Origin of the sequence: Citrobacter sp. wls716 (assembly GCF_005280975.1) — a bacterium.
In the GTDB taxonomy this organism is placed as follows: domain Bacteria; phylum Pseudomonadota; class Gammaproteobacteria; order Enterobacterales; family Enterobacteriaceae; genus Citrobacter; species Citrobacter youngae.
In genome coordinates this window covers 1-25,396 of sequence record NZ_SZWX01000012.1, presented here as the reverse complement: position 1 = coordinate 25,396, position 25,396 = coordinate 1, and the positions used below count along the sequence as shown (strand labels likewise).

General features: G+C 50.7%; 19 protein-coding genes and 1 pseudogene. 9 read left to right on the top strand and 11 right to left on the bottom strand.

The features are described 5' to 3' along the window. The 4 genes from hutU to hutI form a co-directional block, all read right to left on the bottom strand. Entirely contained in the window at positions 1–1,686 is a 1,686-nt protein-coding gene (hutU, locus tag FDX24_RS00505; protein WP_137363667.1) for a urocanate hydratase, read from the bottom strand. Between the two features lie 136 nt (positions 1,687–1,822). Continuing rightward, on the bottom strand, positions 1,823–2,542 hold the full coding sequence (locus FDX24_RS00500) for a histidine utilization repressor (RefSeq protein ID WP_061067558.1): 720 nt from the start codon (positions 2,540–2,542) through the stop codon (positions 1,823–1,825). A gap of 87 nt (positions 2,543–2,629) precedes the next feature. Beyond that, on the bottom strand, positions 2,630–3,571 hold the full coding sequence (hutG, locus tag FDX24_RS00495) for a formimidoylglutamase (RefSeq protein WP_137363666.1): 942 nt from the start codon (positions 3,569–3,571) through the stop codon (positions 2,630–2,632). Then, on the bottom strand, positions 3,568–4,791 hold the full coding sequence (gene hutI, locus FDX24_RS00490) for an imidazolonepropionase (protein WP_137363665.1): 1,224 nt from the start codon (positions 4,789–4,791) through the stop codon (positions 3,568–3,570). Before hutI ends, hutG begins: the two co-directional genes overlap by 4 nt. 224 nt (positions 4,792–5,015) lie before the next feature. On the opposite strand from hutI, the gene FDX24_RS00485 reads away from it, so the two are divergent. Beyond that, entirely contained in the window at positions 5,016–6,299 is a 1,284-nt protein-coding gene (locus FDX24_RS00485; protein WP_137363664.1) for a putative acyl-CoA thioester hydrolase, read from the top strand. A gap of 47 nt (positions 6,300–6,346) precedes the next feature. Here FDX24_RS00485 and FDX24_RS00480 read toward each other — a convergent pair whose 3' ends face one another. Then, on the bottom strand, positions 6,347–11,356 hold the full coding sequence (locus tag FDX24_RS00480; protein WP_137363663.1) for a cell envelope integrity protein TolA: 5,010 nt from the start codon (positions 11,354–11,356) through the stop codon (positions 6,347–6,349). A gap of 362 nt (positions 11,357–11,718) precedes the next feature. Beyond that, on the bottom strand, positions 11,719–12,714 hold the full coding sequence (gene pgl / locus FDX24_RS00475) for a 6-phosphogluconolactonase (protein WP_137363662.1): 996 nt from the start codon (positions 12,712–12,714) through the stop codon (positions 11,719–11,721). Positions 12,715–12,878: 164 nt separating this feature from the next. On the opposite strand from pgl, the gene FDX24_RS00470 reads away from it, so the two are divergent. After that, the gene (locus tag FDX24_RS00470) at positions 12,879–13,697 is read left to right on the top strand and encodes a pyridoxal phosphatase (RefSeq protein WP_061067554.1); all 819 of its coding nucleotides are present in this window, start codon (positions 12,879–12,881) and stop codon (positions 13,695–13,697) included. On the opposite strand, the gene modC is transcribed toward FDX24_RS00470, so the two are convergent. The 4 genes from modC to FDX24_RS00450 all read right to left on the bottom strand — a co-directional run bounded on the left by modC (position 13,698) and on the right by FDX24_RS00450 (position 16,560). Beyond that, entirely contained in the window at positions 13,698–14,756 is a 1,059-nt protein-coding gene (gene modC, locus FDX24_RS00465; protein WP_040232493.1) for a molybdenum ABC transporter ATP-binding protein ModC, read from the bottom strand. A gap of 2 nt (positions 14,757–14,758) precedes the next feature. Beyond that, a complete protein-coding gene (gene modB / locus FDX24_RS00460) occupies positions 14,759–15,448 on the bottom strand; it encodes a molybdate ABC transporter permease subunit (RefSeq protein WP_005125418.1) in 690 nt (229 codons plus the stop codon). Then, the gene (gene modA, locus FDX24_RS00455) at positions 15,448–16,221 is read right to left on the bottom strand and encodes a molybdate ABC transporter substrate-binding protein (protein ID WP_048212228.1); all 774 of its coding nucleotides are present in this window, start codon (positions 16,219–16,221) and stop codon (positions 15,448–15,450) included. Before modA ends, modB begins: the two co-directional genes overlap by 1 nt. Before the next feature lie 189 nt (positions 16,222–16,410). Next, on the bottom strand, positions 16,411–16,560 hold the full coding sequence (locus FDX24_RS00450) for an AcrZ family multidrug efflux pump-associated protein (RefSeq protein WP_003023026.1): 150 nt from the start codon (positions 16,558–16,560) through the stop codon (positions 16,411–16,413). A gap of 129 nt (positions 16,561–16,689) precedes the next feature. Here FDX24_RS00450 and modE point away from each other — a divergent pair, with 129 nt between their 5' ends. The 7 genes and pseudogenes from modE to gpmA all read left to right on the top strand — a co-directional run bounded on the left by modE (position 16,690) and on the right by gpmA (position 24,440). Beyond that, positions 16,690–17,478, top strand: coding sequence for a molybdenum-dependent transcriptional regulator (modE, locus tag FDX24_RS00445; RefSeq protein ID WP_086523629.1), 789 nt, complete (start codon positions 16,690–16,692; stop codon positions 17,476–17,478). Between the two features lie 66 nt (positions 17,479–17,544). Next, on the top strand, positions 17,545–19,017 hold the full coding sequence (modF, locus tag FDX24_RS00440; RefSeq protein ID WP_137363661.1) for a molybdate ABC transporter ATP-binding protein ModF: 1,473 nt from the start codon (positions 17,545–17,547) through the stop codon (positions 19,015–19,017). Between the two features lie 219 nt (positions 19,018–19,236). Then, positions 19,237–20,253, top strand: coding sequence for a UDP-glucose 4-epimerase GalE (galE, locus tag FDX24_RS00435; RefSeq protein ID WP_040232497.1), 1,017 nt, complete (start codon positions 19,237–19,239; stop codon positions 20,251–20,253). Positions 20,254–20,262: 9 nt separating this feature from the next. After that, positions 20,263–21,309 carry a galactose-1-phosphate uridylyltransferase gene (gene galT, locus FDX24_RS00430; RefSeq protein WP_048212231.1) on the top strand — a complete coding sequence of 349 codons (1,047 nt, stop codon included), beginning with the start codon at positions 20,263–20,265 and terminating at the stop codon, positions 21,307–21,309. 3 nt (positions 21,310–21,312) lie between these two features. Then, positions 21,313–22,461, top strand: a complete 1,149-nt coding sequence (gene galK, locus FDX24_RS00425; RefSeq protein WP_137345336.1) for a galactokinase — start codon at positions 21,313–21,315, stop codon at positions 22,459–22,461. Further along, positions 22,455–23,480 (top strand): annotated as a pseudogene (gene galM, locus FDX24_RS00420) (galactose-1-epimerase); the annotation flags it as partial. The gene galK and the pseudogene galM, both read left to right, overlap by 7 nt. A 207-nt stretch (positions 23,481–23,687) precedes the next feature. Further along, a complete protein-coding gene (gpmA, locus tag FDX24_RS00415; RefSeq protein WP_003022999.1) occupies positions 23,688–24,440 on the top strand; it encodes a 2,3-diphosphoglycerate-dependent phosphoglycerate mutase in 753 nt (250 codons plus the stop codon). 57 nt (positions 24,441–24,497) lie between these two features. Here the strand turns inward: gpmA and FDX24_RS00410 are convergent. Next, positions 24,498–25,396: autotransporter outer membrane beta-barrel domain-containing protein (locus tag FDX24_RS00410; protein ID WP_137363660.1), on the bottom strand; the 899-nt coding region annotated here is incomplete at its 5' end.

Below are 25,396 nucleotides of genomic sequence, written 5' to 3'. Positions count from 1 at the left end.
TCAGCGTTTCTCCTGCGTCGCAGCAATCATCGGCAAATTCAGCCCTTCTTCGACGGCGCATTCCACCGCAATGTCATATCCGGCGTCGGCGTGACGCATCACCCCGGTCGCCGGATCGTTGTGTAAGACCCGGGCGATACGCGCAGCGGCTTCATCGGTGCCATCGCAAACAATCACCATCCCGGCATGCTGGGAGAAGCCCATTCCTACCCCGCCACCGTGGTGCAGTGACACCCAGGTCGCGCCGCTGGCGGTGTTAAGCAGCGCGTTCAGCAGTGGCCAGTCGGATACGGCGTCTGAACCGTCGCGCATAGCTTCGGTTTCGCGGTTCGGGCTGGCAACGGAGCCAGAGTCCAGATGGTCACGGCCAATAACAATCGGCGCGGACACTTCACCGCTGCGCACCATTTCATTAAACGCCAGCCCCAGCTTTTGCCGCCATTCCAGCCCGACCCAGCAGATACGCGCCGGTAAACCCTGGAAATTAATCCGCTCACGCGCCATATCCAGCCAGTGGTGCAGATGCTTATCGTCAGCCACGATCTCTTTCACTTTGGCATCGGTTTTATAAATATCCTGCGGATCGCCGGAAAGCGCCACCCAACGGAACGGGCCAATGCCGCGACAGAACAACGGTCGAATGTAAGCAGGTACGAAGCCGGGGAAATCAAAAGCGTTTTCCACGCCCATCTCTTTAGCCATCTGGCGAATGTTATTGCCGTAATCAAACGTCGGCACGCCCATTTTGCTAAACGCCAGCATCGCCTCAACGTGCGTTGCCATGGAGCATTTCGCCGCCTGCACCGTGCCCTGCGGATCGGACACCGCTTTTGCCTGATACTCATCCCAGCTCCAGCCGGACGGCAGATAACCGTGCAGCGGATCGTGGGCGCTGGTCTGGTCGGTGACCATATCCGGGCGCACACCGCGCTTCACCAGTTCCGGCACAACGTCAGCGGCGTTAGCACACAGCGCAATGGAGACCGCTTTACCCTCGCGGGTGTATTTGTCGATACGCGCCAGCGCATCGTCAAGCGATGTCGCCTGCTCATCCACGTAACGGGTACGCAGACGGAAATCGATTCGGCTTTGCTGGCATTCAATGTTCAGCGAACACGCCCCCGCAAGCGTAGCGGCTAACGGTTGCGCACCACCCATGCCGCCCAGCCCGGCGGTCAGAACCCAGCGTCCGCTCAGGTTACCCTGATAATGCTGACGCCCGGCCTCAACGAAGGTTTCATAAGTGCCCTGTACGATGCCCTGACTGCCGATGTAGATCCAGCTCCCGGCGGTCATCTGGCCGTACATCGCCAGCCCTTTGGCGTCCAGTTCGTTGAAGTGTTCCCAGGTAGCCCAATGTGGCACCAGGTTGGAGTTGGCAATCAGCACGCGCGGCGCATTGTCATGGGTTTTGAACACGCCGACCGGTTTTCCGGACTGGACCAGCAGCGTCTCATCGGTCTCCAGTTTGGTCAGCGCGTTGATGATGGCGTCATAGCATTCCCAGTCCCGCGCGGCGCGGCCAATCCCGCCGTACACCACCAGCTCATGCGGATTTTCCGCCACATCCGGATCCAGATTATTCATTAACATGCGCAGCGGCGCTTCGGTCAGCCAGCTTTTGGCCGTTAAGGTGGTGCCGCGTGGGGCACGAATATCCTGCTGACGATATTTGCTATGGGACATGACAGAAAACTCCTCGCGAACGTCGGATAGATAAGTAACATATACTTGTCTATACAAGTCACCGCAAGGATGATTTTAACAATTAAGATACATTTTTATTATATTGCGTCAGCAATCACGGTTTTCATGTCCTGTATCAGGACATAAACCGCCCTTGCAGGCGATAGCGGGAACCCGGGAACAGCAAACGGGCATGAGAGACAATAGAAGACGCAGACCAGGTCTTGCGGCGGATCAGCAGGCAGGGATCGTGTTCTTTGATATTCAGCAGCGCGCACTCTTCAGCGCTGGCACGTACCGCTTCAACAATATGCTCACCTTCCGTTAAAGGGGCTATCAGCGACAGGTAAGCGTGTGGCGTAGTCTGGCTGTAATCCTGCGCCAGATACTCCGGCACAATTTCGGCATTCACGCAGCGATCTTCAATCTGTACCGGCAGATCGTTCTCGTAGTGCACCATGACAGAGTGAAAAATAGAGGTGCCTTCTTTGACGTTTAATACCAAAGCCTGCTGCGCGTTTGCCCGGGTTCTTTCCAGCGTCAGCACTTCGCACCGGTGCAGATGCTGACGGGCGTTGATTTCATCCGCGATGCTGCGAATTTCAAACAGCGCAGACTGACCTTTTGGCTCGGCGACAAACGTCCCCACGCCCTGCAAACGCACCAGTAAACCTTCATCCGTTAACTCACGCAGCGCCCGGTTGATGGTCATGCGGCTGAAACCATACTGCGCCACCAGCTCTGCCTCAGACGGAATGCGATCGTGAGGTTGCCAGATACCGCTGGCAATTTTTTCGCTGATCTCCTGTTTGACCTTTTCGTAAAAAGGAGCCGGAGCAGAACGGGATGGGAGCATGCGTGAGCCTTCCTTAAGCTGAAAATGTGAGTGGGTACAGTTTACAGGCATTACCCGAACCTGATAAGCGCAACGCCATCAGGTATGTCAGTGCCACCAGTGGGCGATTTGCCAGCCTAATCGCGCCGCAACCCGCGCAGCCCTGCCATCATCATCAAAACGCGGGTTAAACTCAACCATATCTACCGCCTGGAGTTTACCGCTGCGACAAAGAGGTTCAATCAGCCCCAACAACGTCGCCAGCGGGACACCCAACGCGGCAGGCGCGGATACGGCGGGCATTTCCCACACCGGCAGCACGTCGAGGTCGATTGTCAGATAGATGACATCCAGATTGGCAATGAACTGCGCTAACTGCGCCTGCGCCGTATCACAATGCAGATCCTCCACTACGGTCACACCGAGCCGCTGGGCCTCATCCCAAAGCGCCTGGGTGTTTGCCGCCCGGCTGACGCCGATACAGGCATAGTGAAATTCACGCTGCTGTTGCTCACAGAGGTGCGCCAGTTGACGAAACGGCGTACCGGAAGTGGGTTGTTCGGCGTAGCGTAGGTCCAGGTGCGCATCGAGGTTAACAATCCCCACTTTTGCCTGCGGGAAGGCATCCAACACCCCTGCACCATGCGCAAATGCCGTTTCATGTCCCCCGCCCAACACGAAGGTGCGCATCTCCGCCTGCAGGCAACGCTGCACCACTGTACGCAGCGCCTGCTGAGCACCTTCAAGGTCGGGAGCCTGGGCCACAATGTTTCCCAAATCGACCAACCGTTGATGACCCGCGTGACTGGCTAAATTGGCCAGTGCTTTACGCAGCGCGTCCGGCGCTCCGGCGGCTCCCGTGCGTCCCTGATTACGTTTAACGCCTTCGTCGCAGGCAAACCCGAGCAACGCTATCTGCTCGCGATACATTTCTGGGCTAAACGTCGGGCTCTGGGTGATAGTCTGAAACAGGCGCAGCGCATTCGGCGATTCGGCCCGGTCATCACGTCCCTGCCACAGCGCAGGAGAAGCGGGTTGCCAGTTGGTCATAATGGTTGCCCTTTAAATACACGTTGATAGATTGGGTTGCGACCAGGTTCATAGAGAATTTCGACCGGGAGTTCGGCATCCCACACCACAAAGTCGGCCACAAACCCGGCTTTCAGTTGACCGTGAGTGGCATGACGCCCCAGCGCGCGGGCAGCATGACGGGTTACCCCCGCCCATGCCTCTTCCGGCGTTAAGCCAAACTGTACACAGGCCATATTCATCGCCCAGTGCAGGCTAATAAACGGGCTGGTGCCGGGGTTGTAGTCGGTCGCCACCGCCATCGGAACCTGATACTGACGTAATAACTCGACTGGTGGACGCTGTTTCTCTTTGAGGAAATAAAAAGCGCCGGGCAATAGCACACCGACCGTACCGCTTTGGCTCATCGCCGCCACGCCCGCTTCATCGAGGTATTCAATGTGATCGGCGGATAAGCCGTGATAGCGGCTTACCAACTGCGCCCCGCCCAGTAATGACAGTTGTTCGACATGACCTTTAACCGGGATACCCAACGCCTGCGCGGCCTGAAAGACGCGTTCGCTCTGCGCCAGCGTAAAGCCCACGGTTTCACAGAACAGGTCAACAGTTTCAAATAAACCCTGTTCCCACAACTGCGGCAAAATCGTCTCGCAAACCAGCGTAATATAGCCGTCAGGATCATCACGGAATTCCGCTGGCGTCGCATGCGCGGCCAACAGCGTCGGGCTGATTTCGACGGTATTTTCTGCCGCCAGCGCAGCAACGACGCGTAAAATTTTCTCTTCTGTCGTCAAATCCAGGCCGTAGCCCGATTTGATTTCCAGCAACGTAACGCCTTCTTTGATCAACCGTTCCATTCGCCCCTGCGCCAGTTGTAAGAGCTGCTCATCGGAGGCGCTGCGCGTCGCCGACACTGTGGCATTGATCCCGCCCCCCTGGGCGCTGATCTGTTGGTATGAAACGCCGTTTAGCCGCTGTTCCCATTCACCTGCACGACTGCCGCCAAACACCAGGTGCGTATGGCAGTCAATCAGACCCGGCGTAATCAGCCGGCCCTGCATATCAAAAGTATTGTCATGTGTGAGATATAACGATGATTCCGGGACGATATCGCGAATCTTGCCCTGGCGGACGATCAGCGCATGACCATCCACCAGCCCATACGGGGTATCACGTTCAGGATCCATGGTCGCCAGGCGGACATTACGCCAGATAGCATCATCAGGGAAAAATTGCTGCATTCGACTCACCACTTGTCATAGGTTGTATAGACATTTATTTTGCATCCTGTGGATGTTGTCAACCTGAAGGACCAAAATTGTTATCTAATTGTGATATAAGGACTCTCTACACCCGAGATTGCTGCTATAAAAAACAACTTTTTACCTTTTCACCTTCCCGTTTCGCTCAACTTAGTATAAAAAAGCAGGCTTCAATGGATAACTTTCAAAGCCCGGAGCAACCTGTGAACATTTCATCAGTTTCCCGTCTGGCGCTGGCTATGGCTTTTGGCGTGACGCTGACTGCCTGTAGCTCTACACCGCCCGATCAAATTCCTTCCGATCAGACCGCGCCAGGAACGCCTATGCGCCCGATTCTGTCGGCCAATGAAGCGAAAAATTTCGTCGCCGCGCACTATTTTTCCGCACTGACGCCAAACACTGCGCCGTGGAGCCCCTCTTCTATTACTTTGCCCGCGCAGCCTGACTTTGTCGTTGGCCCGGCAGGCACCCAGGGCGTGACGCATACCAGCATTCAGGCCGCGGTTGATGCGGCAATCATTAAACGTACCAACAAACGTCAGTACATCGCGATTATGCCAGGTGAGTATCAGGGCACGGTCTACATCCCGGCAGCAACGGGAAGCCTGACGCTGTACGGTATGGGCGAAAAACCGCTGGATGTGAAAATTGGCCAGGCTATTGATGGCGAAATGAGCACCGCGGACTGGCGTCGTACGGTGAACCCAGGCGGTAAATATATGCCGGGCAAACCTGCGTGGTATATGTATGATAATTGCCAGAACAAGCGCGGCACCAACATCGGCGTGATGTGTTCTGCTGTCGTCTGGTCGCAGAATAACGGCCTGCAATTGCAGAACCTGACCATCGAAAATAACCTCGGTGACAGCGTTGATGCGGGTAATCACCCGGCCGTTGCGCTGCGTACCGATGGCGATAAAGTGCAGATCGACAAGGTTAACATTCTGGGTCGCCAGAATACGTTTTTCGTGACCAACAGCGGCGTACAAAACCGTCTGGAAAACGATCGTCAACCGCGTACGCTGGTTACCAACAGCTACATTGAAGGCGATGTGGATATTGTTTCCGGTCGCGGCGCCGTGGTGTTCGATAACACCGATTTCCGCGTAGTAAACTCCCGCACCCAGCAGGAAGCGTACGTGTTTGCACCGGCCACCCTGTCCAACATCTACTACGGTTTCCTCGCCACTAATAGCCGCTTTACTGCAGCAGGCGATGGCGTCGCGCAGTTGGGTCGCTCGCTGGATGTCGATTCCAACACTAACGGTCAGGTGGTTATCCGCGACAGCGTGATTAACGAAGGCTTTAACATGGCAAAACCATGGGCTGACAGCGTTATCGCAAAACGTCCGTTTGCCGGGAACACCGGTGCGGAAGATGACAAAGGTGAAATTCAGCGCAACCTGAACGACACCAACTTCAACCGCATGTGGGAATACAACAACCGCGGTATTGGTAGCAAAGTGGTCGCAGAACCGAAGCAGTAACAGCGAAAAGGGATGGCTTACCGCCATCCCTGAACATGCCTATCTACTTATTGCACCAACACTGCCCGGTTGCTGTAAAGGCGGTTGAGTTCTTTTCTGCTGAGTCCGCGTTCTGAAGTCTTGCTTTGAGATAAATCATCTGCGGGCTGTACATCGACAGTTTCTTTTGTTTTTGTTCTGGATTCTTTATATTCTTTCACAAGACTGAACAGTTTTTCAGAATGCGTTTTAAGGTCTCCATCCTGCATCTGACTAATTTCAACTTCATCATGAGCATGAAAAAATGCCGTAACAAACTCATCGAAATTGCCTTCCAGATGTACTTTTGTCATGGCATTGAGATCGTCACCCTTCATTGCAGCATCATTATTCATTGCAGCATCATTATTCATTGCAATTCGATTTAACATCGCCGCCGCAGAATGAAAAAGACAGTTACCATCACCGTTTACCTGAACAGATTTCATTGATGATGGGCTAAAGCCATCATAATGTCCGTTTTTTAAAATAATGTGAATATCCTTGTTAGTTTCCAACTTCGTCCCTATATTTAATCCTCTATTTACCGCTCCCTCGTTAAAGTCAACACGATTCATAAATCCATGACCAAGTCCATCTGCGCGCCAAACATGAAGACGACTGCCTTTACTTGCCAAATATGAGTAGAGAGCTAAAACAGCTATTTCGCCATCAATTTGTGAATGGAACTTCTTAAAATCAATTTCATTGAGAATTTTCGTCTTTAAATCTGATGTTTCACTTGTAATATCTACAACATCTTTAACTTGCTGAGGTTGGTTAACAGTATCTGCTGAGGTCAAAGTTTTATTCTGAGATTCAATATTTACAGTATCTCGATCACTTACTACTACACGTTCATTTTTTTGAGTCGCCGCCTCCTGAGCCACCTCAGTGATACTACTTTCATTATTACCTTTATCTGAAGACATTAATGCGATATCAGGCTTAATATTTTTTCCTACTTTAGAAGCAGTTTGCAATTTATTAGCAGAACTTTCCGTTGATGGCAATGTTGCGGGCAACTCCCTTAATATAGCATCCAGATCGGGTGCCTCTTGCTTTTTCGGTATATTTGGTTTAAGGATATCATCAAAATCAAATATTTGATTGAGTAAATCTGCATCTTGCGCTACACCAGTGGATATAGAACGTGAATCCATAACCTGAGGAATATACTCCCCATTTTCAATTCGTCCTTCGCTATGGCTGTAAACTTTCGAAACAATAGCATTATCGCCATTAATAACAGCCGTTTGCAAAAAACCATTCTTAGTCATGCGAAAGGCGGTCCCTTCAGGTATGCGCAAAATAACTTTATTCAAATGCCCCAGGTTTATTATTTTTTCTTTTAAGGCATCCAGACTTTTCTTCTTGTTTAAGTACTCATTATACTCAGAACTGTTTTCATCAATTGGCCTTCTGACATCTACTTGATTTATAATAGTCGCCAGATCTGGAGAAAAAATCATACCCTCTACTTTATCTTTGATGAATTCTGAAGAAATAGAACCTTGTGCTATATCTCTGTTTTTACCGCCTTTCACATGCAACTCATGACTAATAACATTAAAAATATCAATTTCTTTTCTATGTATTTCATTTACTCCATCTTTTCTAGTGACCAGTTGAGCCGAACCATCACTATGCATGATGATGTTGATAGCTTTGGGATTAACATTAAAGTTTTTAACATCCAGGATATTAATATCCTGGCCAAAAGCACCTTTCACATAGAATTTAAGAGCCTGTATAGTCACTTCATCTTTTATATCTGGAGTGATGATAACTCTCGTAGCATGATCAATCATTTTTTCAATAAACAATATGTTATTGGATTTATATTGATCATCATTGTTTTTTTCTGAAGGTACAACTCGCCAGGTAGACATATCAATCACAGGCTGAATATCTCCATTCCTGTCATACTGAATAATGACATCCTTACCTTCTTTTTTATAAGCAAGGCTTAGTCCCGTATCGTTGACTGAAATATCATACAACCCTTTATTTGCACCCGCATCAATATAAATTTTTTTAATTTTCTCCCAATGTTTTTCGTACGTCTTGCCGTTATTTCTGAGTCTGTAAGATCTCCAAAGTAACACCACATCTTTGTAATCCAACCGGGCGTAAGAAGGGCCGCTTTCATCCTGATTAGCGATTGCACTGGTACGCAAAAAAGCGCCATCTGGGGCCGTATTTGCAGGCATTAATTGCTCTTTCAATTCATTAAATTGCGTTACTAATGTCTGAGTATCATTCAATAATTGTGATTTATTTCCACTATTGTTAATTTGTGCTAACAGTTCCTGGGCTTGTACAATCATCCGCTCTGGTTCTGCCCCAACATCCTGTGGACGTTGCTCACCCGTTTCGAGGTTATTTACCACCGTATTTAATTGTTCAGCCAAAGGCTGGGCCACCAATAAAGCATTCGGCATATTGTCTTCTTTAAGCCGATTCACCATTGTTTTTACCTGAATTGCCAGTTCCTGTGCAGTTTCAAGCACATTCTGTTGCCTACGCGAGTGTTTATCATGACCCGTTACTGCTACAAATTTTTCTTTAATTTCTTCCGGTCGTTTTGGTATTATCATGTTTAACGTATTCTGCGTTACAGGACGTAAATTACTTTCCAGTTTATTTATCCCTACTTTTTCTAAATGCGAAAGATAATAACTGAACTGACTGGTCATTTTTTTAGCTTCATAGGAATAAAGTTTAGCCAGGAATTTATCATTATCCAAAGCGGTTCCAGATTTGATCTTGTCCTGATAAGCCTTGGACATAAGGCTGAATAGGTCAATATAATAGCTAAAGTAAAACATTTTATCTTGTGCGCTGCTACGGGCTATCATCCGATCGATTTTTTTGCGATATTGTTTTACCCTAGCATCTCTTATTTTTTTACCGTGATACACAGATAAACTATCGAAATAGCTGCGAATAGTACTAACATTATCAACGTTTTCATTTATGCCAATAAATCGGATAGTAGCTTCACTTCCTCTATTGCAATGACTAACGGCAATCTCTAAACTCTCTCTTATCCTGGATAACTCTTTTAATTTATGCCGAATATCCTTTATCTCTTTACGCATTGATGACTTCCCGGCAGCCTCAAGCTTTAATTTATTAGACAGTAAGCCATTAATTTCCTGTTTTACTTGCTCGAGGTCTTTTGCGTATGAATGCGTTTTTTCCACTTCTAAAATCAATGGGTTATGGCTTAATAAATCAGCATAGTGATTTATAATTTCATTTTCATTTCCTGAACCAACCTTAAAAAGGCAATTGGTTATCATATCTTCGCATTTGGCTACATCTGTTTTATTCTCTCTAATAATGCGCAGCAGTGAAGATAATTCCTCACCTGCCTTGTGTCTAAGAGGGTCATTAGTGGTAAATATTTTATTTTCCTGATTTTCCATTGAAAGTATATTTTTGCGATCTTTTGCTATTTCTTCAATAATGGGGAGATATTTACGTAACATCGTTGGCGAGAAACGCCTGAGGCTCACACCATCCTTTACGCACTGAATAATAACCGTTATTTCAGCCTGCTCAGATGTGGATAGCGCTTGCAAAGCATGCATTGCATGCCGCCCATACAAATTTCTAAGTTTACGTAAAGATCCTCTTGTTTTGTCCTCCGAGCGAATTTTTACGAACGTCAACTCAGAGTGCAATAAAGGTATGAGATGCCTTTTGGCAACACCACCTTCTATGTAACGACCCCCATTATTTGTCCATCCAGAGTTTAAAAAATACATCCTGGCTTCATCATTCATATTCCCTTTGCGATCAATATGGACCATATTGTTGACATCTTTATCTGCCAGTATACGAACGATACTATCTCGTAGCGTTCTTACGGCAACCAAGCCGTATTGTCTTTCCGTTTCAAAATAAATAGTAATAATGTCCTCCCGTACACTGCGAAAAGCGGCTTGAGCGGCATCATTTTTACTCTGGGCTTTATCTGCGTCTTTTCTTGCCTTTATTGCATAGGCCTTTTCTTTGTCAGTAGCATCACTCTTTTTAGCCGCACCTTCAGCCTTGACTGCCATTTTTTCGGCCTTCTGAAGGTTATGGGCAGCATGATCAGCACTTTCCTTTCTTTTGTTTAACCTATTTTCAATGTCATTTAAAGAAAGTGAATTCATATTTCTACTGGCAAATCTATTGTATTTATCAATATTCGTAGGGAAATCACGATCGGTATCCAGCGTTCGCCGACCAATAATATCATTGAGTGGTATTATCGTTTCCTGTTTTACCTCCGCTAGATTTCCACGCCCCCCCTGACTCTCATCGATAAATAAAATAATCTCACCACCCCTAGCCATTGTTCCCTCATACTTATTGGCATTAGTGGATTTTTCAGGGGTAGTAGCCAGAATATGGTTCCATGGAATAAATTTCTTCTCACCTTTTGGAGAAGAGGGGAATGTAATTCCGTTAACATCTACTGTATAAGTGTCTTTTTTATAATTTGCTTCTGAAAGAATAGTGATAATCTCTTTTTTCGTCAATGTTCTGGCTATAACGTCTTCCTTGCCTCGTTTAGCTATGCAAAACTCAACCTGACCAATTGAATCAAAAGAGGGCTTAACTATTACATTTTGGCCATTAACAGACATTTGTACCTCGCATCCAGCGTATAACGGAAGAATGCGATTACCACGAGTGTTTATAACTCCATTATTATTTTTAATTTCATTAATAAATTCTTTGTTAGTTTTATTTTCTAATTTTGCATGTTCAATTTTTCCTTTGTTACTTTGATGACGTTGAACCTGAATCGATTTATGATGATGTTTGTGATGGACATTCGCTTTATCTAATTCATGGGAGTTATTAATTTTGCAGATCCCATCAGATACATTTATCTTTTTATCTGACTGTTTTACTGACTGGAGATTATCAGCAAGATGCCTCCTTCTCTCCACTGGCGGTCTTTTTTTTACAATGTTTTTATCTGCTAATTTATCACAAATAGATCTACTTGCAGCACTGAAACTTAAATCAGACATATATATACCCCATATAGGAAAGAAAATATTTTTCACATTGAGAGAATTAATAATTAACACCGCTAATATTATAAAAACAAATAATAATTACATTCGCGAAATTAATGTAAAAATAACTCTGCGGGGTTATTAATACTATAAAAGCACATTAAAAGATTATAAAAAATGCTCCAATTTTTGGTAGAAAAGCATTTTTTTCGAAAGCAGGCGCTGGTATTCAGCGCTGAAGAAAAAGAGGTACAGGCCGTCAGCAGAAACGCGAGTACAACTGACTATAGAAGGGGATCAAACAGACAGAAACAGCAAAAGCATTCGCAATCAATCTTACAGATAGCGACGCCCGCTAACGGGCGTCGCTATTGTTAGTACGCGTTAATCACCACCCACATCGGACCTTGCCCTACCGCGTAGCGACCTTTCTCCGTCAACAGGCCTTGTTCGCCTGCAATCTCATACACCGCGATATGGTGCGATTTTTGCCCGGCGGCGATCAGGTATTTCCCACTGTGGTCGATATTAAAACCGCGCGGCTGGGTTTCGGTCGGCTGGAAGCCTTCTTTCGTCAGCACGCTCCCATCTTCTGAGACGCTAAACACCGTAATCAGGCTGGCGGTACGGTCACAGGCATACAGATGACGACCATCTGGCGTAATATGGATATCTGCCGCCCAGCGGGTATCAGAGAAATCAGCAGGCATCATATCCAGCGTCTGTACGCACTCAATCTTGCCGTACGGATCTTTCAGTTCCCAGACGTCAACGGAGCTGTTCAACTCATTCACGCAGTAGGCATATTGCTGATTCGGATGGAATGCCATATGGCGCGGGCCTGCGCCTTCAACGGTAGTCACTTCCGCCGGCTCCTGCGCGACCAGATGACCATCATCGCTGACGGTGAACAGGCAGATACGATCCTGTTTCAATGCCGGAACCCATAGGGTACGGTTATCCGGTGAGATGTTGGCCGAGTGGCAGCCGTCCAGACCTTCAACCACGTCAACCAGCTCTACCGGCAGACCATCATCCAGACGGGTAACGCTCACGCTACCCGCGTTATAAGAGCCAACAAACACAAAACGCCCCTGATGATCGGTAGAAATATGCGTCGGGCTCCCCGGCAGCGCAGACTCTGCCGCGAAGGTCAGCGCACCGTCATCAGGCGCAATACGGTAAGCCAGCACGCGAAACTCCGGGCGCACGCCAACATAGAGATAGCGCTTATCCGGGCTGACGACCATCGGCTGTACCTGACCCGGCACATCAACCACCTGCGTCAGCGTCAGAGCCCCCTCGTGATTCAGGCTCCAGACGTGAATTTGCTGACTCTCAGGGCTGGCGGTATAAACGGTTTGCTTCATGAAAACTCCTTTGCTTTTGGCAGGTGGCTGCAATTGCCTGACACACGCCTAAGGTAGACGCTTTTAACGGTGAATGCTTAATTAAGGCTCAGAATTTTGTCCGGCTCCCGTCTCGGTGTACCATTCCAGCAGACATAATTCTCAACCTTAATCTGGAAAAACCTATGACCGCACGCGTGATTGCCCTGGATTTAGACGGTACCCTGTTGACCCCGAAAAAAACCTTGCTGCCCTCCTCTCTCGAAGCGCTCTCGCGCGCCAGAGAAGCAGGCTACCAACTTATCATTGTCACGGGTCGCCATCACGTTGCTATTCATCCTTTTTATCAGGCACTGGCGCTGGATACACCTGCAATTTGCTGCAACGGTACCTACTTGTATGATTATCAGGCGAAAAAGGTGCTGGAATCCGATCCCCTCCCGGTTAACCAGGCGTTGCAACTGATCGATATGCTGAATGAACATCAGATCCACGGGCTGATGTATGTGGATGAAGCCATGCTGTATGAGCGCCCAACCGGGCATGTGGTGCGTACCGCTAACTGGGCGCAAACCCTGCCGCCGGAACAGCGCCCGACCTTCACCCAGGTACCTTCACTGGCGCAGGCGGCGCATGACGTCAACGCCGTGTGGAAATTTGCCCTGACTGACGAAGATATTCCAAAGCTGCAGCAGTTTGGTAAACATGTTGAACAGCAACTGGGGCTGGAGTGTGAGTGGTCCTGGCATGATCAGGTTGACGTGGCCCGTAAAGGCAACAGCAAAGGACGTCGCCTTGCCCAGTGGATTGAAGCCCAGGGCGGCTCAATGGAAAACGTGATCGCCTTTGGTGATAACTTCAACGATATCAGCATGCTGGAAGCCGCAGGCACTGGCGTGGCGATGGGCAACGCGGATGACGCGGTCAAAGCCCGCGCCAACATCGTGATTGGTGACAACACCACCGACAGCATCGCGAAATTTATCTATTCCCACCTGTTGTAATCAGGCAGTAATCGACACGCTCTTAATTTGCGCATACAGCCACAGGCCAGGCTTGATACCCAGTTCATCCCTGGCCCATGGGCTAATTCTCGCCCACAGCGTTTTCCCGCCGACCTCAAGCTGTACTTCCACCTGACCGTTATCGTCATAGCACTGCGCGACTTTCGCCCGCAGCACGTTACGAATACTGGTCTGCTGCGGCGGTTGGAGCACCAGTGAAACATCTGATGCCTGAATACGAATACGCAGCGCGGTTTGCAGTGGTTGATCCAGCTTATTGACCCACAGATGCTGATCGCCGAGCGCCAGCGCGGTCATCGCATAGTGTGGATGATGTTCCAGTACGCTGACTTTCAGAATGCTGCTTTGCTGTTCCTTCGGCAGCCAGGGGTGCATCACGCTGCTGCCCCAGACGTCCTCCAGCGAACCAAACGCTTTCACCTGCCCGTTTTCCAGCACCATCACTTTGTCCGCCAGGTGCAAAATTTCATCGAGCGAGTGACTGACATACAGCATCGGAATATTAATTTCACGCGCCAGGCGTTGCAGGTAAGGCAGCAGTTCGCGCTTACGCGGAATGTCCAGCGAGGCGAGCGGCTCATCAAGCAACAACAACTCCGGCGCGGTAAGCAGCGCCCGACCGATGGCGACACGCTGCTTTTCACCACCAGAAAGGCCGCCGGGTAGACGGTCGAGCAAAGGCTCAATACCCAACAGCGCCACCAGCTTATCAAACTGTCCGGCCATGCTTTTCGCCATACCGTAACGCAGATTGCCGCGTACTTTATAATGCGGGAACAGACGCGCATCCTGAAAAACATAGCCCACCCGGCGTTTTTCAGGCGTCAGGCAGATACCGTTTTCAACGTCATTCAGTACCCGACCGTTGAGCACAATGCGCCCGGACTGTGGTTGGGTCAGACCACTGATAGCATTAATCAGCGACGTTTTGCCCGCGCCAGAGACACCAAAAATAGCGGTAATACCGCTGGCTGGCAGCGTTTCGTTGAGCGTCAGGCAGTGGGTTCCCAGCGTCTGGGAGAAATTAAGTTCCAGCATGATTATCGCCCCGTCCGCTCACGGCTAATTCGCGCCAGCCACTCAGAAATGAGCAGCGAAATCAGCGCCAGCACGATAGAAATAATGCATAACCTTGCCGCCGCGCTTTCGCCACCAGGCGTCTGGATGAGGGTGTACATCGCCGAAGGAATGGTGCGCGTTTCGCCTGGGATATTAGAAACAAAAGTAATGGTTGCGCCAAATTCCCCGAGTGAACGCGCGAACGCCAGCACCGTACCGACAATAATACCGGGCAGCATCAGCGGTAAGGTAATGGTCATGAATACGCGCCAACGCCCGGCTCCCAGCGTGCGGGCCGCCTGCTCCAGCTTGACGTCAACACCTTCCAGCGCCAGACGAATAGCCCGCACCATAAGAGGAAAAGACATCACCGCCGCGGCCAGTACCGCACCGCGCCAGCTAAAGGCAAAGGTGATGCCAAACCAGTCATACAGCCATTCGCCAATGAATCCGCGCCGCCCCATAGCCACCAGCAACAGGTACCCCACCACAACCGGCGGCAGTACCAGCGGCAAGTGCAGTACGCTGTCGAGCAACGCTTTGCCCGGGAACTTACAGCGTACCAGTAGCCAGGCAAAGAAGATCCCAAACGGCAGGCTAAACAACACGGCCAGGGAAGAAACTTTCAGGCTCAGTAAGACGGCCTGCCATTCAGGATCGGTCAGTATCATTACTTGGTCGTAAATCCATAACGTTTGAAGATTTCAGAAGCCTGCGGTCCTTTCAGGTAATCATAGAACGCGCTGACCGTTGCGTTGGAGTGGCCATCAACAACCGCGATAGGGTATTCCACTTTTTTATGTGAGTCTTCCGGGAAGGTCGCCACAACTTTTACGCCTTTGCTGGCGACGGCATCAGAACCATAGACAATGCCCAGCGGGGCTTCGTTGCGTTCAACCAGCGCCAATGCGCCACGAACATCTTCAGCCGGAGCCAGTTTCGGTGCCAGGGTATCCCATGCTCCCAGTTTTTGCAGCGCCTCTTTGGCATAAATGCCCGCCGGAACATGCTCCGGATCGCCAACGGCCAGACGTCCACCGTTCAACAAACTGGTCCAGTTGGTTTTGCTGTCGATAGTGAAGTCTTTCTGTGCACTGGCTTTCGGCGCGACAACGACCAGGCTGTTACCGAGCAGCGTTTTGCGCGTTGCGGTATCGATAGACTTTTTGTCTACCGCGTAATCCATCCACTTTTGATCGGCAGAAATAAACAGATCGGCCGGTGCGCCTGCTTCAATCTGGCGCGCCAGCGTGGAAGAAGAAGCAAAAGAAGAAACGACATCAACGTTCTTCTCTTTTTTATATTCTGCGGCAATATCCTGCATCGCGTTCGTTAACGACGCCGCTGCAAACACTGTGATTTTACCTTCATCCGCCAGTGCATGTCCGGCAACAGAAAGAGAAAGTGTTGCCCCTGCAAACAAGCGTAACCATGTACGTGCCATCTGTAACTCCTTTGAGTTTCGTTATGTAGGCGCAAATATAACGAGTAAATCAGGATTTTCCCAGCGGTTATTACTACCAATTAGAGGTTACACAAAGAAAATATCGGCAGGGAAAGCAGGATCTTGAGGAACTAACGCAGTTGGATAATGAACAATAAAAAACGCCCGGCTAAGCGGGCGTTCGGGGAATCAATGGTTCTGTCTGGATTGGTCTTTCTGACCGATACCGGAAAAAATGTTGAACACTTCACCCAGTCCGTAAATCAGTCCCAGAATGATGGCCATTACCACAGGTACCATGATTACGGCGAATACCAGACTTTTCAATAACTCTAACATGGTCAACTCCAGATATAGTCCTTAGCTGTATTCTAACCACATAACACAGAAAAGCACTCCCCTTTTGTGCGGTGGCTTTGCTCAGGCGCGGTTTTCCGTCACAATACCCTTTTTTGCCAGGAGCTTGTTATGCAGGCCGAAATCCTACTTACACTGAAACTTCAGCAAAAACTGTTTGCCGATCCCCGCCGCATTTCTCTGCTTAAGCACATTGCGCTTTCCGGCTCCATCAGTCAGGGCGCGAAGGATGCAGGTATCAGTTATAAAAGCGCCTGGGACGCGATTAACGAAATGAACCAGCTTAGTGAGCAGACGCTGGTAGAGCGCGCCACCGGAGGCAAAGGCGGCGGCGGTGCAGTGTTAACCCGCTACGGCCAGCGCCTGATTCAGTTGTACGACCTGCTGGCGCAAATTCAGCAAAAAGCCTTCGATGTCCTCAGCGATGACGATGCGGTTCCACTTAATAGTCTGCTGGCGGCCATCTCTCGTTTTTCACTGCAAACCAGCGCTCGTAACCAGTGGTTTGGCACAATAACCGCGCGCGACCACGACCAGGTTCAGCAACATGTTGACGTCCTGCTGGCTGATGGCGCAACCCGGCTGAAAGTCGCGATTACCGCGCAGAGCGGTGAACGTCTGGGGCTTGATGAAGGCAAAGAAGTCTTGATCCTGTTGAAAGCGCCGTGGGTCGGAATTACCCAGGATGACGCTATCGCTCAGGCTGCCGACAACCAGCTGCAGGGCACGATCAGCCATATCGAACGCGGCGCGGAACAGTGCGAAGTATTGATGACGCTACCAGACGGTCAGACGCTGTGTGCGACCATTCCGACAGAAAATACCGCGACGCTGCACGAAGGCGCGAATGTCACGGCCTATTTCAACGCAGACAGAGTGATTATCGCAACGCTGTGCTGAGTGATTGACATCGGCCTGAAGAACACGTATCCCTGTTATTAATCGCTGCAAAAAATGGGATACAAAATGTCATCGTTGCAAATTTCGCAAGGCATGTTTCGTCTGAGTGATACCAAAACGCTTCAGTTGAATTCGTTGACGTTAAACGCGGGTGATAGCTGGGCGTTTGTGGGGTCTAACGGCAGCGGAAAATCCGCACTGGCGCGTGCGCTCGCCGGAGAATTACCGTTACTAAAAGGCGAACGCCACAGCCAGTTCACGCGTATAACCCGTCTCTCCTTTGAGCAGCTACAAAAGCTGGTCAGCGACGAATGGCAGCGTAACAACACCGATCTTCTGAGCCCAGGTGAAGACGATACCGGGCGCACTACTGCGGAAATTATTCAGGATGAAGTCAGCGATCCTGCTCGCTGTGCCGCCCTGGCACAGCAGTTTGGTATTACCTCACTGCTCAGCAGACGTTTCAAATACCTTTCCACCGGCGAAACGCGGAAAACTCTGCTCTGTCAGGCACTGATGTCTGAACCCGATTTGCTGATCCTTGATGAACCGTTTGACGGACTGGATGTGGCTTCACGTTGCCAGTTGGCAGAGCTGCTCGCAGCGTTACATCAGGCCGGTTTTACGTTAGTGCTGGTGTTAAACCGCTTCGATGAAATTCCCGAGTTCGTGCAGTTTGCCGGCGTGCTGGCCGATTGCACATTGACAGAAACTGGTGAAAAAACGGGTCTTCTGCAACAAGCGTTAATCGCCCAACTTGCCCATAGTGAACGACTTGATGGTATTACCCTGCCCGAACCGGATGAGCCTTCCGTACGTCGCATATTGTCTGAGAACGAACCGCGGATTATGCTCAACGACGGGGTCGTTTCCTATAATGATCGCCCGATTCTTCATCATCTGAGCTGGCGGGTAAACCCAGGGGAACACTGGCAGATTGTCGGTCCAAACGGTGCGGGAAAATCAACGCTGCTCAGTTTAATCACCGGCGATCATCCGCAGGGCTATAGTAATGATTTGACGCTGTTTGGCCGTCGTCGGGGTAGCGGTGAAACTATCTGGGATATCAAAAAACACATCGGTTACGTCAGCAGCAGCCTGCATCTGGATTACCGGGTAAGCACTACGGTGCGTAACGTCATTCTCTCAGGCTACTTCGATTCCATCGGTATTTATCAGGCCGTATCAGACAGACAACACAAGCTGGTACAACAGTGGCTGGATATTCTGGGAATGGATAAACGCACTGCAGACGCCCCTTTCCACAGCCTTTCCTGGGGACAACAGCGGCTGGCGCTGATTGTGCGCGCGCTGGTTAAACACCCTACGCTATTGATCCTTGATGAACCCTTGCAAGGCCTGGACCCGCTAAACCGCCAGTTGATCCGCCGCTTCGTTGATGTTCTGATCGGTGAAGGTGAAACCCAACTGCTGTTTGTTTCCCACCATGCTGAAGATGCACCCGCCTGCATTACCCACCGACTGGAGTTTGTGCCCGAAGGCGATATCTACACCTATCAACAAACATCACTGCGTTAATTTTCATGCCTGGGCGCGCTAATGCGCCCTTTTTTAAGCCTGATTTTTCAGATAAAAGCTGCAATCATTGAATAACACAATGATTTAAAATCAAAAAATACAATTCAGACGTTGAGAACCGGTATGTGTAAGCGATTCCACTAATTTATTCCATGTCACACTTTTCACAACTTTGTTATGCTATCTTCATTACATGATATAGGCATAACGGAGCGAATTATGAGAGTATTGGTTACAGGTGGTAGCGGTTACATTGGAAGCCACACTTGTGTGCAGTTGCTTAAGAATGGCCACGACGTCGTGATCCTTGATAACCTCTGCAACAGTAAGCGCAGCGTACTGCCCGTTATTGAGCGTTTAGGTGGAAAACATCCGACATTCGTCGAAGGTGATATCCGTAACGAAGCGCTGATCACCGAAATCCTGCACGATCATGCCATCGATACGGTCATCCACTTTGCCGGTCTGAAGGCCGTCGGCGAATCCGTTGCTAAACCGCTGGAGTACTATGACAACAACGTCAACGGCACTCTGCGTCTGGTCAATGCGATGCGCGCCGCCAACGTGAAAAACTTCATATTCAGCTCCTCCGCCACAGTCTATGGCGATCAGCCGCAAATTCCTTACGTTGAAAGCTTCCCGACCGGTACACCACAAAGTCCGTACGGCAAAAGTAAGCTGATGGTGGAACAGATCCTGACCGATCTGCAAAAAGCACAACCTGAGTGGAGCATCGCGTTGTTACGCTATTTCAATCCGGTTGGCGCACATCCGTCAGGAGACATGGGCGAAGACCCGCAAGGCATCCCTAACAATCTGATGCCTTACATCGCGCAGGTTGCCGTGGGCCGCCGTGAGTCTCTGGCCATATTTGGTAATGACTACCCGACCGAAGACGGTACCGGCGTTCGCGATTACATCCACGTGATGGATCTTGCCGACGGTCACGTTGTCGCAATGGAAAAACTGGCGGGCAAACAAGGGGTACATATTTACAACCTTGGCGCTGGCGTTGGTAGTAGTGTACTGGATGTGGTCAACGCCTTCAGCAAAGCCTGCGGTAAGCCAGTGAACTACCATTTTGCTCCGCGCCGCGACGGCGATCTGCCTGCCTACTGGGCCGATGCCAGCAAAGCAGACCGCGAACTTAACTGGCGCGTGACGCGTACACTGGATGAAATGGCACAAGATACCTGGCACTGGCAATCACGCCATCCACAGGGATATTCGGATTAAGGACCAATCATGACGCAATTCAATCCTGTCGATCATCCACATCGCCGTTTTAACCCGCTCACCGGGCAGTGGATCCTCGTTTCACCGCATCGCGCCAAACGCCCCTGGCAGGGGGCGCAGGAAACTCCGTCTAAGCAGGTACTGCCCGCGCATGATCCGGACTGCTTCCTGTGCGCGGGCAATACGCGCGTTACCGGTGACAAAAACCCGGATTACACCGGGACCTATGTCTTCACTAATGACTTTGCCGCGCTGATGTCTGATACCCCGGACGCGCCGGACAGTCACGATCCGTTGATGCGTTGCCAGAGCGCACGCGGTACCAGCCGCGTGATCTGCTTCTCGCCCGATCACAGTAAAACGCTGCCAGAGCTCAGCGTCCCTGCGCTGACAGAAATTGTACAGACATGGCAGGAACAAACCGCAGAGTTAGGCAAAACCTATCCCTGGGTGCAGGTATTTGAAAATAAAGGCGCGGCGATGGGCTGCTCGAACCCGCACCCCCACGGACAAATTTGGGCCAACAGTTTCCTGCCCAACGAAGCCGAACGTGAAGATCGCTTACAGAAAGCGTACTTCACTGAACAGGGCACGCCAATGCTCGTTGATTACGTCCAGCGAGAACTGGCGGACGGCAGCCGTACGGTCGTAGAAACCGAGCACTGGCTGGCGGTTGTCCCTTACTGGGCTGCATGGCCGTTCGAAACGCTGCTGCTGCCGAAAGCGCATGTCCTGCGTATTACTGATTTGACCGACGAACAGCGTGCTGACCTGGCGCTGGCGTTGAAAAAACTGACCAGTCGTTATGACAACCTGTTCCAGTGCTCTTTCCCCTACTCTATGGGCTGGCACGGCGCGCCGTTTAACGGCGAAGAGAATGGTCACTGGCAGTTGCACGCACACTTTTACCCGCCGCTGCTGCGTTCCGCGACCGTACGTAAGTTTATGGTTGGTTACGAAATGCTGGCTGAAACCCAGCGCGACCTGACGGCAGAGCAAGCGGCTGAGCGACTGCGTGCGGTCAGCGACATCCATTTTCGCGAATCCGGAGTTTAAATAATGAGTCTGAAAGAAAAAACACAATCTCTGTTTGCAGAAACGTTTGGCTACCCTGCCACCCATACCATTCAGGCTCCGGGTCGCGTAAACCTGATAGGCGAACACACCGATTATAACGACGGCTTCGTTCTGCCCTGCGCCATCGACTATCAAACCGTCATCAGTTGTGCGCCGCGCGATGATAGAAAAGTTCGCGTGATCGCCGCTGATTACGACAATCAGATTGATGAGTTCTCACTCGATGCGCCGATTATCGCCCACGATAGCCAGCAATGGTCGAACTACGTGCGTGGCGTGGTGAAGCATCTACAAAAACGCAGTAATGCCTTTGGCGGCGCAGATCTGGTGATCAGCGGTAATGTCCCGCAAGGCGCGGGTCTAAGCTCTTCCGCCTCGCTGGAAGTGGCTGTGGGCACCGTGTTCCAGCAGCTCTATCACCTGCCGCTCGACGGCGCGCAGATCGCCCTGAACGGCCAGGAAGCGGAAAACCAGTTTGTCGGCTGTAACTGCGGCATTATGGACCAGCTCATCTCCGCGCTGGGCAAGAAAGATCATGCGCTGCTGATCGATTGCCGTACGCTGGGCACCAAAGCCGTTTCCATGCCGGAAGGTGTGGCGGTGGTGATCATCAACAGTAACTTTAAACGTACGCTGGTTGGCAGTGAGTACAACACCCGTCGCGAACAGTGTGAAACCGGCGCGCGTTTCTTCCAGCAGCCAGCGCTGCGTGATGTCAGCCTTGAAGCGTTTAACGCCGTCGCCCACGAGCTGGATCCGATTGTCGCCAAACGCGTTCGCCACGTCATCACGGAAAATGCGCGTACCGTTGAAGCTGCGCAGGCGCTGGAAAAAGGCGACCTGCTGCGTATGGGCCAATTGATGGCGGAATCTCACGCTTCAATGCGCGATGACTTTGAAATTACCGTGCCGCAAATTGATACGCTGGTAGAGATTGTCAAAGCGACCATCGGCGATAAAGGCGGTGTACGCATGACCGGTGGCGGCTTCGGCGGCTGCATCGTGGCGCTGATCCCACAAGATTTGGTGCCTGCCGTGAAGCAGGCTGTCGCCGGGCAGTACGAAGCAAAAACCGGTATCAAAGAAACATTCTACGTCTGCAAACCCTCACAAGGAGCCGGACAATGTTAAACGAAATCCCCGTGCAGGCTCCGGACGGTCAGCCGTTTCGCCTGCTCACCCTGCGCAATGACGCAGGGATGGTGGTCACGCTGATGGACTGGGGCGCGACGCTGCTGTCTGCCCGTATTCCGCTCAGCGATGGTAGCGTGCGCGAAGCATTACTCGGTTGCGCCAGCCCGGAACAATACCCACAACAGGCCGCATTTTTGGGGGCCTCGATTGGCCGCTACGCTAACCGTATCGCCAACAGCCGCTATACTTTTGCCGGCGAAACAGTTGAATTAATACCAAGCCAGGGCGACAACCAGCTGCACGGCGGGCCGGACGGTTTCGACAAACGTCGCTGGCAGATAGTCAATCAGAATGACCGTCAGGTGCTGTTCGCCTTAACGTCTGACGATGGCGATCAGGGCTTTCCGGGTCACCTCTGCGCCACCGCGCAATATCGCCTGACCGATGATAACCGTATTTCGATTACCTACCGTGCGACAGTGGATAAGCCCTGTCCGGTGAATCTGACGAATCACGTTTATTTCAACCTCGACGGCGACAAAACGGATGTCCGCCAGCACAAGCTGCAGATTCTGGCCGATACGTACCTGCCGGTTGATGAAATGGGTATCCCGCATGACGGACTGAAACCCGTGGCGGGCACCTCGTTCGATTTCCGTGCACCTAAACGCATCGACAGCGAGTTTCTGACCGATAACGATCAGCGCAAGGTGAAAGGTTACGATCACGCTTTCTTGTTACAGACGCAAGGCGATGCCCGCAAACCGGTCGCCATGGTCTGGTCCCAGGATGAAAAACTGCAAATGGAGGTCTACACCTCTGCCCCGGCATTGCAGTTCTATTCCGGTAACTTCCTCGGCGGCACACCATCCCGTGGGCCTGACGCCTACGAAGACTGGCAAGGACTGGCGCTGGAAAGTGAGTTTCTGCCTGACAGCCCAAATCATCCGGAATGGCCGCAGCCAGACTGCTTCCTGCGACCGGGCGAAGAATACGCCAGCGTGACGGAATACCGGGGAGCCGATACCCGGCTCGTCATTTATCCCCACGCGAGATCCGCTCAAAACCACACCACTCAAAGACAAAATCGCAACCTTGAGTTCACAAGAACCTTACACTGTGCCGCTATTTTCGCTATGGTTATGCGTAAGCATTGCCGCTGACACTTTACGGCAATATAATGAGAATTATTATCATTCAATATGATTTATAGGAGTGAGTGTATGGCTGTAACTAAGCTGGTTCTGGTACGTCATGGTGAAAGTCAGTGGAACAACGAAAACCGCTTTACCGGTTGGTATGATGTTGACCTGTCTGAAAAAGGCGTGGGCGAAGCAAAAGCGGCAGGTAAACTGCTGAAAGAGGAAGGCTACAGCTTCGATTTTGCTTATACCTCTGTGCTGAAACGTGCCATCCACACCCTGTGGAATGTCCTGGACGAACTGGATCAGGCCTGGCTGCCGGTTGAGAAATCCTGGAAACTAAACGAACGTCATTACGGCGCACTGCAGGGGCTGAACAAAGCCGAAACTGCTGAAAAATACGGTGACGAGCAGGTTAAGCAATGGCGTCGTGGCTTTGCGGTCACCCCACCGGAACTGACTAAAGATGACGAGCGCTATCCGGGTCACGATCCGCGTTATGCCAAACTGACCGACAAAGAACTACCGGTCACCGAAAGCCTGGCACTGACTATCGATCGCGTTATCCCTTACTGGAATGAAACCATTCTGCCGCGCATGAAAAGCGGTGAGCGCGTCATTATTGCCGCTCACGGTAACTCCCTGCGTGCGCTGGTGAAATACCTGGATAACATGGGCGAAGATGAGATCCTCGAACTGAACATCCCGACCGGTGTACCGCTGGTGTATGAGTTCGACGAAAACTTCAAGCCGATCAAACATTACTATCTGGGTAACGCTGACGAGATCGCAGCAAAAGCTGCAGCGGTAGCCAACCAGGGTAAAGCGAAGTAATTTCATCAGGCCTACAAGCTTGCTTGTAGGCCTGATTACTCTGTTTTTTATGTCACTTTACCAGCTGTAACGGACGTCCAGGCTACCGTTGAGATCGCCATAATCATTACGTCCCTTTTGCCCAGCAACCTGACCCGTGATGCTCCACTGGCTATTCAGATTCGCCTGAATACCTACTTTCACCTCGGCGCGATCTGCCGGAAGATCCTGCTTCACCTGCGCGCCATCAAACGAAACGGCAACATCATCGCTGGTGTGTAACCAGTTCACCTCCGCAAACGGCTGGATAACCGACGTGGTATTCTTGTGCAGCTTGCCATCTACCCGCAGTCCGAGGCGCGTGTTCCAGCTGTCACCGTTTTGTCCGTCAATACGCGTTCCATTCTGCACAACCGCGTCCGCTTTATATTGTTGCCATGTCACCTGAGCCTGTGGCGTCAGGCTGACAGTGTTCAGGTTTTCAAGTCCGATGTCATACCGATAGCCCGTTTCCAGAGAAACAGCGCTGGCTGTCGAATCATAATCCTTTGAACCCACGTCGCCGTTATTTACGCTGTTATTGTAGAGGCCGTACTGGTACCAGCTATCCACATACAGCCCGCTATGGTCCTTCGCATCCGCAAACCAGGTGGCATAAGCCCCAAGATTGTAACCGGCTACGTTACCACTGGCAGAAAACTGGCTCCCATCCGCCCCTCGGTTACCGGTGCTGTCCGTATCGGCGTTGATATAGCTCACCATCAGCCCTGCTTTCAGGCTCTGCACGCTATCATCCCAGCTCAGTATATCGCCGCCAATCTGGAGCTGAGAATAGTTGTTGTCAATATCCACATGACCGTTTGCAGCCTGTGATGATGCATCACCTGCTTTAAAGCGCATCCACATACTGCCGTCATCGGTACGTAACTGGCTGCCTTCGCGGTCATAAAGGGTCTGCATTTGCAGATTACGCGCCA

What these genes read in the sequence shown, in the direction of transcription:
- hutU (WP_137363667.1), bottom strand. Translation starts at nt 1,686, where the DNA reads ATGTCCCATAGCAAATATCGTCAGCAGGATATTCGTGCCCCACGCGGC.
- FDX24_RS00500 (WP_061067558.1), bottom strand. Translation starts at nt 2,542, where the DNA reads ATGCTCCCATCCCGTTCTGCTCCGGCTCCTTTTTACGAAAAGGTCAAA.
- hutG (WP_137363666.1), bottom strand. Translation starts at nt 3,571, where the DNA reads ATGACCAACTGGCAACCCGCTTCTCCTGCGCTGTGGCAGGGACGTGAT.
- hutI (WP_137363665.1), bottom strand. Translation starts at nt 4,791, where the DNA reads ATGCAGCAATTTTTCCCTGATGATGCTATCTGGCGTAATGTCCGCCTG.
- FDX24_RS00480 (WP_137363663.1), bottom strand. Translation starts at nt 11,356, where the DNA reads ATGTCTGATTTAAGTTTCAGTGCTGCAAGTAGATCTATTTGTGATAAA.
- pgl (WP_137363662.1), bottom strand. Translation starts at nt 12,714, where the DNA reads ATGAAGCAAACCGTTTATACCGCCAGCCCTGAGAGTCAGCAAATTCAC.
- FDX24_RS00470 (WP_061067554.1), top strand. Translation starts at nt 12,879, where the DNA reads ATGACCGCACGCGTGATTGCCCTGGATTTAGACGGTACCCTGTTGACC.
- modC (WP_040232493.1), bottom strand. Translation starts at nt 14,756, where the DNA reads ATGCTGGAACTTAATTTCTCCCAGACGCTGGGAACCCACTGCCTGACG.
- modB (WP_005125418.1), bottom strand. Translation starts at nt 15,448, where the DNA reads ATGATACTGACCGATCCTGAATGGCAGGCCGTCTTACTGAGCCTGAAA.
- modA (WP_048212228.1), bottom strand. Translation starts at nt 16,221, where the DNA reads ATGGCACGTACATGGTTACGCTTGTTTGCAGGGGCAACACTTTCTCTT.
- FDX24_RS00450 (WP_003023026.1), bottom strand. Translation starts at nt 16,560, where the DNA reads ATGTTAGAGTTATTGAAAAGTCTGGTATTCGCCGTAATCATGGTACCT.
- modE (WP_086523629.1), top strand. Translation starts at nt 16,690, where the DNA reads ATGCAGGCCGAAATCCTACTTACACTGAAACTTCAGCAAAAACTGTTT.
- modF (WP_137363661.1), top strand. Translation starts at nt 17,545, where the DNA reads ATGTCATCGTTGCAAATTTCGCAAGGCATGTTTCGTCTGAGTGATACC.
- galE (WP_040232497.1), top strand. Translation starts at nt 19,237, where the DNA reads ATGAGAGTATTGGTTACAGGTGGTAGCGGTTACATTGGAAGCCACACT.
- galT (WP_048212231.1), top strand. Translation starts at nt 20,263, where the DNA reads ATGACGCAATTCAATCCTGTCGATCATCCACATCGCCGTTTTAACCCG.
- galK (WP_137345336.1), top strand. Translation starts at nt 21,313, where the DNA reads ATGAGTCTGAAAGAAAAAACACAATCTCTGTTTGCAGAAACGTTTGGC.
- gpmA (WP_003022999.1), top strand. Translation starts at nt 23,688, where the DNA reads ATGGCTGTAACTAAGCTGGTTCTGGTACGTCATGGTGAAAGTCAGTGG.